3 protein-coding genes are annotated in these 12363 nt (G+C 46.5%); all 3 read right to left on the bottom strand.

All coding sequences use genetic code 11. The features are described from left to right. Window positions 1-14: 14 nt before the first annotated feature. On the bottom strand, window positions 15-1238 hold the full coding sequence (locus NTY76_07890) for a hypothetical protein (protein ID MCX5679004.1): 1224 nt from the start codon (window positions 1236-1238) through the stop codon (window positions 15-17). 53 nt (window positions 1239-1291) lie between these two features. Next, a complete protein-coding gene (locus NTY76_07885) occupies window positions 1292-1963 on the bottom strand; it encodes a methyl-accepting chemotaxis protein (protein ID MCX5679003.1) in 672 nt (223 codons plus the stop codon). A 422-nt stretch (window positions 1964-2385) separates the two neighbouring features. Next, entirely contained in the window at window positions 2386-12336 is a 9951-nt protein-coding gene (locus NTY76_07880) for a UTP--glucose-1-phosphate uridylyltransferase (GenBank protein MCX5679002.1), read from the bottom strand. Window positions 12337-12363: the final 27 nt, after the last annotated feature.

The following is a 12363-nucleotide window of genomic DNA, read 5'->3' as shown; positions in this document are numbered from 1 at the left end:
TTATCATACAGAGACTATTTGTCAACGGGTATCTGGCTCTGTGAATTTACAGGTGTCTCCTTCGTCATACACAGGTCGATCCATCTTTTTATAGCGTCTAATTTCATAAATTTCTTCCAGATAAGCTCTGAGCGGAAATTTTCGACCATCACAAGGGTGATCCCCACATCTATGCCCAAATTTTCCTCGGCCCACCAGCCCTTATCCAGGTTAAAAGCGTCTTTAAAACCGTATCTCCCATATAAAAAGTTTCTATAATTATCATATAGATATTTCAGCCCGCTCAAAGACGCCTGAGAGTCGAATACGATCGAGCCGGCCATTCCACATGGAGCTATGGTGCCGTCATTTAACCCTTCACCGGGTTTCGCGCCGTATCCTCTGTAACCATCCGGACCAAGAGAAGCGGTAAGGCCCCAGGAATTCTCTCCATAAGTCTTATGTTCTGAGGCATTATCGATACAGAACTCTCGATTTGCCTTCGTAGCATTTACAGAGTTCTCAAAATAGTTAATCTTGCCGTCATACAGGTCGCGAAAATCGATCCAGGCATGCGGATACTGGTACGTGAAGAGGCTGCCCGTAATACAATATACGATATCATAGTCTTTATACGAATCCGCCTCTCTCCTCCAGGCCCTCCATGCTTCTTTCGGGATAGGGTGGGTCGGAGAACCTATGGCGAGAGCGTATAATAGCATGCCTTCATTATAGGAATCCCAATAATACCACAAAAAACCCGATTCCGGCTTCCAACCCATACACATGACGGACTTACCGTTCATCATCCAGGGCCAGTCCACCCGCTCATAAAGTTGATGCGCTATCTCTTCGGCCTCGGTACCTTTAAAATATTCACCAGCGAATAACGCGCCGGCCAGAAAAAGGGCGGTATCTATAGATGATAATTCCGAGCTCCAGGTCCTGGATCCCGTGCGCATATCGAGGAAATGGTAGAAAAAGCCGTGTTCGTTCGGCACGTCGTCCCTGAAAGTCCTGAGCGTCCTGATGACCCGCTCATAGGCCTTGTCGCCGTCAATCCATCCCCTAGATTCCCCTATACACATGGCGGCCAGGCTGAAACCGACGGCCGCGACGCTGCAGGGAGCTCCGGGACGGGAACTGTCTTTTACGAGTCCGTTCTTGGGGTTCGCCTGTTCGGCGAAATAGAGAATGCTGTCATATTGGAGTTTATCCAGGAACTCTTCATCGTGTGTGGCCGCTTCATTTATTGGCATAATGGTCAGCGGGAGCCAAAGCGAAAGCACTAAGACGGAGATAAATGTTTTCTTCATGTCTTATATTTGGAGAGTACCTCATCTATCACCTTGACTATGTCTTTCAGCCGCCGCGCGTCCTCTCCTTTTATCTGAGGCTCGATGAACCCTATTCTCTCGTCGAGCGCCTTACCGGCTGTCTTTATCTTGACGAAATCTGCCTGCAGGGAGTCCACCATCTCCTCAAGCGCGGTGGAGGCCTCTTTCATCTCGTCGCCTTTTCGCACCCTGAAGCTGACGGAAAGGTCTCCGTCACGTATAGACTCGGCCGATTTTTCTATCCTGTACATCGGGCCGGCTATCTTATGGGAAATAAATATGCCGGCGATGAATATTATGACGGCGAGCACTGCTATCTTCGGGAAGAGAGAGTGGTTAACCGCCTTCAGAGCGTTCTTAAGAGCGTCCTGTTGCTGGGCGCTCAACAGTTCCGCCTCCCTGAATATCTTTTCAAGACGATAGTCGCCTTTCCTGTATCGAACGTCTTCATAATCAGTTATGCGTTTGGCAGTCTCGAGATTTTGCGAGACTTTAAATTGGGAGAAATTCTCTATGATCGAACCCCACATGCCGAAATAGATACCTACACCGCTGGCGATCATCACTACGGCAAGTATAGCGACTATCGATAGGGTGTATCTTAGCTGGAACTTTCTATTTATGAAATAATTTCTTCTTTTAGGCATCTTTGGCATTTTATCTCCTAGTTTATTCTGCCATAGTGATAGCTAAGTGCCGATGTCTCTGACATCGGCCTTATATTTGTATATAAGTATATCATATAACGGCAAATAGGCAATATCTCAGCCCCGGCGAAAATATTCTTCGGGTCCTCACATACCGATACCACAAATTTTTTAGGGGTCCTGCCGCTCTTTCGCCTTTTTTCCTATGCGAGGCTGTGTCCGACTCTTGCACGTAACACTAGTCGATCGTGATAAGCCCCACTACGTACCGCCTCTTATTCGAAAAAAGGCTGGAAAGAGCGTCACCCCTAAAAAATCCCTGCTGCCGTCATAGCCGCCATGATATTTTCGCCTTCGCTCTCCAAATAGAAAAGAGGCGTAGGGCTTTCCCTACGCCTCTTCTTAATATATGGTCTACAGTGTTACAGCGACTTAAGAGCTGCCTGCGCAGCCTTATAGGCTTCAACAGCCTCGGCCATATCGACAGGCCTGATCTTCGGCAGTATTGTTATCATACCTTTCCTTAGATCTTCTAAGGTAAACGGCGTAAAATTAGGATCCTTTGTAGCGATCCTGTTTAAACATTCGAGTATCTTTTCATCACCGAGATCATATGCGATCCTGAGCGCAAGATCATACAATCCAATGACCGGGATATACCTGTTATCAGGATTCTGCACATTGATTACCTTGCCGAGGTCCTTCAAGCCTTCCGTGCCTATCTCCCTCAAAGTCACGTCCCCGGCTATCGTAACAATCGCGTATGGCCCTTTCAAATTTCCAGCTTGCGCTTTGGCCGCTTCGTAAAGAGCCTTACCTGTGCCGCGAACTTCTATTATCGCCTCATTCATGTATTTTTTTACGGCAACCTCACCCGCGTGCGCTACATGAGTTGTATCCACCGTCGGATCTATCGCCGTATCGTAGAGTATCAGCACCTGTTTGTTTTTCGTCAACTCAGTATTGACCCCAAGTCCGACGAGAGTCTGGTGAAGCGCTGCCGCGTCATTTTTAACATAGGTATCGTAAATATACTCCTCACGTGCGGCCTCCGGCTTATTCGCTGCTGCCCTAGGTGTTATCGTCATTTCTACTACGCGCGGGCCTGTGATCGCCTCTTTGAACGACTCTTTAAGCATAGTCCTGTTCTCTTGCGAATCCTGTAAGCGAAGGAAGATGCCCATCGCGCCCTGGACGCTTTGTCCTGCCTCGTCCGTTCTCGGCTCTGTCAATGCCCTATAGGATGCCTCCGCGAAAAGGTCCCTCACCATATTCGAGCTTACATTATTCAGGTAGCCTTTGGCGAATCCGATCGCGGGCCTGCCCGGGAGCATCTTCTCAGGAACGAATGAAATTATGAACGGCAGATACTTTTGCGGCTGCGCCAGGACCTGCTGATAACTGATATGCTGGTCGCCGGTACCCTGCATAACCCATTCGATGCCGAGTTTTACAAGAGCCTCCCGTAATTCATAGAACTTCTCGCCTTCCAGATATATGAACGGCACGAACTTACGATTCTCCTTCTCGGCAAATTTGACAGCCTTAAATATAGTCTTGGCCAGTGTCCGCATATCAGTTACATTATCAGGAAGCCCTAACTCTTCAATATTAGAGATAAGTTTGCCGCGCTTGGCGTCATCCTGTATGTTAGCAACTTCTGCCTGTATAGCTTTAGGGCCTGCCTCTTGAAAAAGACCCATCTTCTGTTCTAATAGCCCTTTGCCGAGTTCTACATACGGCTGCCGCAAATAGAGATTGCGCTGTATGATCCTCGTTGCCGGATTATTCAGATTATTGATATCGACATCGGCCCACGTATATCCTTCGCGCGCCAACGCTCTATCTATGAGCCTCGTCCCGACGGTGTATGTGGTGCCATAGAATGTTGTAGACAGCCTTCCGAGCTCTATAGCCAAATTTTCTTTTGTCTTGGCTGCCGCTGTACCGCTATAAAGCGCGGGCACTTTAAAGAGATCGCAGCCTTTCATATCGAGTTCTGCTCCGGTAATATCCACGACAAGCCGTTTCGATTTACCGGAATAGTTAGCTTTTTGGTATTCCCAATTACTCGCTTTAACGGCGACCAGATTAGCGAAACCTTCCTGCCAGATAGATTCGTTAAAGTTCTGCTCTATGGACTTACCGAACCAGAATAGCTCGTTCGGAACGACCAGAGCTATATCGGTGATCCCTTCGTCGAGTATCTTCTTCGCGAGACTATTAGCCAGATGCGTACCGTTACGGACTTCATTTATGCCGTTATACCGGCTCTGCCAATACGCCATTATCTCTTCATCGGTCATATTATGATATGCCAGGAAGGTCATCATATGAAGGTCCGCTGTCCAGCGTCCGCCGACATTGTCGAACATCGCGCCGAATCCGGGCGCGTATTTTTCACCCAGCTCCTTATCGAGGCCCGAGTTTTTAATAAAGGCCGCGAGACGGCTCTGTGAGGGCCTATCGGTAGTCTCAAAGAACATGTTTCCCAATACAACACGGAACACATTTCTCACCTGTTCATAGTCTGTCTTGAATCCCGGAACGGCTTTCAGATTATTCGTAAGGAGCGTCAAACTGAATCCCTTAAAGAGATCCGCGCCCTTCCGTTCGACGCCATTCTCGAAATTTATATCATGCAATGTATTAAAGAAGGTGTCGGAGAACTGTTCGCCGTTAAGGCCCTGCTTCTCGGCTATCTTCTTAAGGAGCGTGTAGAAGATTTCGCTGAATATCATCATCGTCTCATCGGTGGAGCCTGATTTCGAGCTCGGGATCACCGCAATCTGGTCCCAGTCGGCACCAAGCCCTGCCAACACTTTACCAAGCGCTTCTTCGTAATTCTTACCCAGCTCGTATTCGCCTACGACCATTCCGGTTTCCGTATCGATCACCTGAAAGACTTCAGCGATACCCTGGAACGGCGTGTGCTGGCCGCCAATACCCGGTTTTATTACATATTTTATATTCTTACCTAATATTTGCGCGCGTCTGGCAAAGAAATCTCTCATATCCTTAATGGTAGCTAGAAATTGCTTTCCTTTATCGACATAATAACCCTGGATGCCTTCGCCCTCTGTGGCGAACGATCCATCGATTACCGCCCCTTCTTCGACACCATACCCGATGTTGGCGGTCTTGCCTTCCTTATTATATCCTGCTTTCAGGAAGCCGGCCGCGAGCGCCTTATCGCCTTTTGCGTCGAGAGGCGTGTGCAGTTTCTTTCCGCCCTCTACAGCACCTGCAGTCTCTGTTTTGGATCTCTCTGCATTAAGCGCCATCAATACAAGGGCCGCCTGACGCAATACGTTGACTGCCGCAGCATCCTTAGCTTCCATATAGACACGTATGACCGGCTCAGTCCCGGATGAGCGCAGAGCGATCCAACTGCCGTCCTCCATAACAAATTTCATCCCGCCGAATTTAGCAGAATCATATTTTTCGGTTATCTTCTTTCCGGCGAAGGTGGTCTGGTTTACCACAATACCGTTAAAGAATTCTTTAAATAATTTTACGGCATTGTCTTTAACATCTCCGGGTAAACGCTTGTCATCCCGTTCGAAATGAAATTCTGACAGTAATCCTGCCGCCTTCAGTTCATTCTTAATACCTTTTTCATATTCCGCGAGGCTCTTGCCTGTAGTCGCTACAAGTTCAAGCGCTAATATTGCCGGTAAGACACCGTCCTTATCGAGTGTCCAGTCCCAGAATGACTGGCCATAGCTTTCTTCGTAAAATATTACGCCGCCTTTAGCCAAAACGGACGGGGAAAATTTGAATCCTGTGGGCTCTACTTGCGTCTTCTGCCCGAAAAGCATCGCTACTTCGTCCGGGTAGTGACTGGATACGAAGCTTCTGCCCCACAGCACATCTTTACCGCGCAAGTTTCTCGAAGTAACAAGGTAGTGACCAAGTATAGCCGTAAGCCTCCCGGGTATATACTCTTCTCCATTCTCGTTAACCTGGAATCTGTCAGCGTCATTATCGGCTGAACCTCCTATTACTATCGGAGTTCCACCCTGATCCTTTATATCAGCTACCACTTTATCAACTTTCGCTTTAAGAACTTCGAGCTTCTCCAGCGTAGGTTCGTAACTTGCGACGTAAACGCCCTCACCTGGTTTTTCGATCTCAATTATATTTTTTTCTATAGTCTCTTCCGACATTCCGAGACGCTCACAGAGCATCTTCATGGCAAGGCCGGAACTTCCATAAAACGCGCTGTATATGAATGTAACTCTCTTCTCCCTGATCGCCTGTTTTACGGCCTCTACTCTCTCCGGCCCCATATAGTTCAGGACGGCATCAACATAATATCGCGTGGCGTCCATGGCCGCTATTTTGCCGTCGGCCATAAGGCCTTCCACATCTTTTTTGGCTCTATCGTATCCCGGCTTTTCGCGGCCGATCTCCTCCGCAAGTATCGCGCCTATAGCGTCAGTAACTTTAGGCATTGACGGCGCGCCGTCTTCCGCGTTAAATTTAATACCGTTCCACTCATCGCCGTTATGGCTGGCTGTTAAATATAATCCGCCCGCATACCCTTCTCTCTTTATGAGTAAGCTCATGGATGCTATGAGTACCGGAGTAAATTTATTTTCGAATTTATTTAATGTTACCTTTATACCGTATGAGACAAGTATCCGCGCCATCTCTTTTACATATTCAAAATTCCCCGGGCGGTTATCGTAGAATAGGAGCAAGCCCTTCTCCTCGAGTTTCTTCCTGAAATCATCGGTCGTCCCGGAAACGGTCTCATACAATCCTTGAGCTTTCTTTAAATTGTAAAGAGCTATCGATTTCGTTACGAGTCCGATGTTAGGCATAGTAAAGTCCGCCTGCGTGTAACCGTTCGACACAAGGACATCGTACTTCCTTGCAAACTCTCTGTCTTGCGCGGTGATATCAGCCTTGCCTGCTTTAACTTTTTCCGCGGCCTGTCTGAATTGTTCAAATATATCCCATGTCAGCCACCTGACGCCGCTCGTCCCAAACTTCGCGAACTTTGGAAGAGGCTTCTGATAAACTTTGCCCGGTTCATACTCCTTACCGACTTCGAATTGTCTGTTTTCAATCTCCATCTTAGCCCTATTCTGGGCCACATCCCTTAAAGTAAACGCCAACCTCACGTTATAGATCGGGGCTATTTTCTCAACCGCTGCTTCTGTTGCTGAAGAATCTTTCATGTGAGCCTTTTCGTGCTTCACAGCCTCTGCTATGATATCGACGCCGTTTTCCAAAGAGAGCAGATACCTGAAATCGCCTTCATCCATATATATGGCGCGTCTCGTCACGCCCGGATGGAACATCAGATCCGGAACTATGCCGCTTTGTAATAGCTTATCCTTTAAGCCTTTGATAATATAAAATGTGATATTTTCTCCGACGAGGCTCCTCTTGATCAGCTCAAGTTTGGCCTGTTCGCCGTCTTTATTAAAATCAGCGATATTTATTCCTGCTACTTTCTTATCCCCCATGAATGGACGATAATCTCTTTCGGTAGAAAGGGTGTAAACAACGCTGCCGTTTCCATTATCGGAATCAAATCTTCGCGCAATTATTCCGTTCAGGCTATATTCCTGGGCGGCCTTGACTCTGTCATAATTAGCATTTCCGAGAGTCCTCGTGCCATGTTCTTCCGCCGAGACACCTTCGCCGTTACCGCGTATCGCGCCGACGTCCCCATTCGTGCTGCTGGGTTCGATGGTCACTGAGAAATCTTCATTTACAGTGATTCGGGCATCTTTGCTAATGGGTTCTACGGTCACCGAAAGATCCTTATTTATAACGATTCGCACATCTTTAAGGATAGCTTTGTCCCCACTATAGAGCGCTTCAAGCTCTGGATTAGTAGCCCTCAGTTGATTTAGATCTACAATCTGAGAATTTTTGTTTTCTATAACTACGGTGCCGATGAATTTGGCGTCTTTCGCAATTATTTTACCTACGATGGTTAATGATTTCAATTGTATGGTGCTGGCATGCCCGAACGAATCGATAACATTCTGCATTTCATTCCAATAACTCTTCGTATCTTTTTCCTCAAACGGTGGTTCTATAAGAACAAAGCCAGGTGGCGTTACAGCTCCTTCGGAATCTTTCAGCGACCAGCTTCCGGTATCGATCTTAGTATAATAGTCGCTATAGGCCTGAAGCCACATATCATAGCATTTTTTTACCGGTGTAAAGAACTCCGTCCGCGGAACATTAACAAAATAGAGCATCCTTTTGATTCCGTATTTATCAAGCACTGCTTTTACCTTTGGATCGGTATTCAACAGGAAAAATTCATTAAAATGGTGCATAGCGACGCCTATCGCTCCATCAATAGGGGCATACGCACCTTTAGCTTTAGTCACCGGATCCTCTTTCTCCCTAGGTATCAATATAGGCGAGATGATGTCATAGAATTTTTCTTCCGAGATCAATCCCTGTTCCATCAGTTCCCGCATTACGCTATGAATCAATGTAATGTTCATGTAGAACATATTAGTATTGAAAGGCTGTTTATTATTTTCCCCGAGGCCACCTTCCAGTCCGGCACCATAGAACTCTTCGAGCTGGCCGGCTCTTTTGGCCTCCGCCTCTTCCATTTGGTCAGGTATGTAGACAGTCTTGTCTCCTACCTTCTTTATTCTGACGCCGTCCTTGCCGCCCTTCTTATCTATTCCGGTCGCTATAGTCGTCAGTTTCACGATCGGCCACCTATTTCTCACCATGGCCCCGGCAATATTTTCATTGATCCTGCTATTGAGGTTATCTCCATTATAAAAAACCCTGACATGCGTCTTCCCGTCATCGGGAGGTTTCGAGGAATAGGCGTCGTACAGAAAGTAAAAACCCCACTGGCCGTGTCCGCCCGGTTGGCGCCTCTCTTCATCTAAGCCCAATGTTATATTATGAGTCGCCATGTCTATCCAGGGAAGATCGGCCTGCTCGAGCATATCATCGAACACTTTCACCCCGGCGGCCTCAAGCAGATCCTTGTAGCTCCGCTTAAGCTCCACATTAGGGTCAAGACTGTCAAATATACAAACCTTATTTAATAGGTTTTTATACGATTTTTTTGAGTCCTTATTCACAAGCGGCTGGAAATTTATGCCGCCGAATTTTTTATTACCGGCAATATCTGTTGCCGTAGCGGCCAGATATAACTGTAGAAGCTTCGCCTCTGCTATACTTACAAACACTTTATGGCCTTTATAAGTCATAAAATATCCAAAGTCCGTCCCTTTCGCACCCATTTCTACCTTCGGAGACAGACCGTTTTCCACAGCCATCATTTGAAGGAACTTCATGCGTCCAGTACTTTCACCGAGGCCGCCGTCCATTGAGTTAGCGGTTACAACCACCTGTCTTGCCGCTTCGGCGTTCGCTTCGTCATTTTTAAGATCTGAATATTCGAAAGCGCCCAGGATCGTCTCTCTCTCTTTGTCAGAAAGCATCGACGCAAGCAGGAAGTTGCCATCTACAAGCGGATCGAATTTCGGGCTATCAAGCAATTTTCGATCCGTTATGATCCTTAGTTGCTTCCTGCCGCCGGATGAAGTATAACGCACGATATGCTGTTTCCACATACTCCACAGGTACCCTTTGTCTGCAGAGTTCAATTTAGCATTCTTAACCACTATATCAAGGAGCCTCTGGGAAAATTCATTATAATATTCGGTTGTGATCTGGGCAAGTTTATCATCAAGTTTACTTACTTTGTCCGTACTGCCAAGGCCGACGACGAGTTTTTCAAGACGTTGAGCGGCTTCGTGCACTATCCGTTCAGCGCTATTAACGTCATCGGCTACAGATTTTCCGGGAAACATCTTCTTTAGAACCGCGTATTCCGTAAGCTCATGCAGAGCAAGCGCCACTATCAGACGCCGTGACAGCCCGGTATTTTCTTCGAGTAACGCATTGACCGCACCCCACGCGCAGTAGATGGAATTATTATTCACACTGTAATGCCCATAGTTCGAGCCCATTCGTAGCATAGCTATTCCCGGAACTTTCAAGCCCGTTATCTCCTCTTTGGGCTGGACAAGATTTATTTTAAATCCCGATCCAGACTTTAGGACTCCCAAAAGGTTTTCTTTAGTGAAAGCTTTTTCAAATTCGGTGGTATTGAACCCTATCTCTTCGATAGTGCGCACTATATTCTTGATATCGGAATCCTCGAGCCCCTTAATAACGGACTCGAGATCATAAACTATGTCGGCAAATTTGGTATTGATCTTTTGTGCATTTAACATAGCTGAAGGATTATTGGCGTCAAATATCGTCAGAAATTGCGTCCCGGGGGCCTCCATGGAACGGTTAATTACCGCATTAGTAAGGGTGGCGCCATGGGTCTTTTCCCGAATATTCTCGTCCTCAGGGATATCCTCTCCTTCCTCAGACGTATCGGAACCGGCAGCCTTATGCGCTATGTCTACTACAGCAGGCACAGTCAGAGTAGAATATGCCGCGTCGAATGCCGCGATAAATACCTCGGAAGAGATAATAGCTTCTGCCGTATCCTTTGCTTCCGCAATACTACGCCCTGCAGCCTGAGCCGTACGCTCAATAGCCATCCTATAAGCATCTTTCAGCACATTCTTATCATGTGCCATACGATGCTGGCCCATATACTGAAGTGCCTTGTGAAGCCATAGCAATAAGTGTTCTTTTACCCACGCATCTTGAACATCCCCCACCCTATCTTTCAGGCCGGCAAAGTTTTTAAATAGCCTATTGAATTCCTCCGGCTTCAATCCCATCGTCCACGATAGGAGCGCAGGCGCAAGCATGTTCTGTTTCACAGGCTCTTGCGGAGTAGACAGTATATCTTCAAAAGAGGTTCGTTGATTGGTAAGAATCTGAATATATGGAGTGGGAACATCCTTTGTTATGTTCGGGCAAACGACCACGTAAGAGATGCCCTGTTTCTCCAGAAGCTTAGCCATGCCTTCGGAATGGAATCCGCCTGTAACGAGGACAGCTATCTTCTGGTCGGCCTTCTTCATCCCTTCCAGAGTGTTATCCACAAGCGCCTTATCGCGCTTTATGGCAATAGCGTAGAAATCCTCAAGCTTCGTTATGCTGTCCGCGACCGTGGCGGCTGGAGGTTCCGTCTCATAAGCCAAGCCGAATTGTATAGACTTAGCCTTCATGAAATCCGTAAAGCTTTCAGGCGTAAACTCTTCCTTATGTGTCTTATAGTAGTCAAATTCTCCGTTAAGAAGTTTTATATTAATGAGGCCGAGGAGAGTGTCTATGTGACGTGAGAGTTTCTCGAGGGTCCTCTGGTCTTCATTTTCGAATAATTTCTCCTTTATCACGCTCTCGACTTCCTTTATATCATTGAAGAGTTTCTCATTGTCGATCTTCGAATATACTGAGTTATATATTATGTAGTTGCTGAGGTTGGGATAATTCTTCAAAAGCTCTATACCGTTCTTCGCGGCGAGGTTTCTTAGATATTCATAATATTCCGATGAAGCTATCTTGCCGACTTTGAAAGATATCGATTTATTGACAAGCTCCGTCAGAATGTCTTTTGGCAGAACTTTGCTAAATTCATCTATAACGGCGCTTCTCTCTTTATCAGTCACGCTGAAATCTATCTTCTTCTCATATGTAAGGACATTGATCAGTTTAAAAAGATTTTCATACTGCCTTAAATTGATCTTATGCTTCTCGGCCTCAGACTGCAGGAAACGCACATATTCATTGAATTGGATCTTCTTAGATTCATGTTCCCGTGACTTGGCATCCATGGCCTTTAAATCGTCATTGTAGATAAAGCTCTGGAGCTTATTCAGGACAGCTTTTATGCCGTTTAGATATTTCTCAGTCTCTTCTTTTGAAGGATAACTAGCGGTGAAAGCATTGAGGTTCTGGATATAATATTCACGCGTCTCCGCGCCAAAAAGCTTTATCGGGTAGTCTGTAGTGATCGAAAGAAATTCTGGCCCGGTGATCTCGCCCTTCTTCATGAAATAATTGGCGACTTCCTTTCTCACTTCGGCGTCCGGGAATGCCTTAAACCATGAGGTGTCTATAAGGCCGTCGGCTCCTTCGACGGATACGAAACTTAAGGAGTCATTCTTAACGAGACTTTCTATAATTTTCGCTATATTGGACTGGGCTTCATAGTTACAGTGAGCGTCCTGGATGTGGATTATGAGTTTATCGCTCTTGCCTGTGAATTTGGATTTTACAATGCCGTAATCTCTGGATATTATTATATTTTCCGGATTGGTGGTTATTTCTTTAGTTGCAGTTGGGGTATTATCGAGCGCAGCGGCGAAAGCCGGCTGCAATGCTCCCGCCGGCAGGCTCGATAACAAAAATGCGTGGATCAATAAAATCGAAATTGTCTTCTTCCAGAATCTCATATCCCATCCTCCGTTATAATGTTATGT

This window comes from Candidatus Omnitrophota bacterium, from assembly GCA_026387175.1.
Classification (GTDB): domain Bacteria; phylum Omnitrophota; class Gorgyraeia; order 2-01-FULL-45-10; family 2-01-FULL-45-10; genus CAIMPC01.
This window is presented reverse-complemented; position numbering and strand designations above follow the sequence as displayed.

Excerpts from the sequence above, each read along its gene's own strand:
- NTY76_07890 (MCX5679004.1), bottom strand. The coding sequence starts at position 1,238 with ATGCCAATAAATGAAGCGGCCACACACGATGAAGAGTTCCTGGATAAA.
- NTY76_07885 (MCX5679003.1), bottom strand. The coding sequence starts at position 1,963 with ATGCCTAAAAGAAGAAATTATTTCATAAATAGAAAGTTCCAGCTAAGA.
- NTY76_07880 (MCX5679002.1), bottom strand. The coding sequence starts at position 12,336 with ATGAGATTCTGGAAGAAGACAATTTCGATTTTATTGATCCACGCATTT.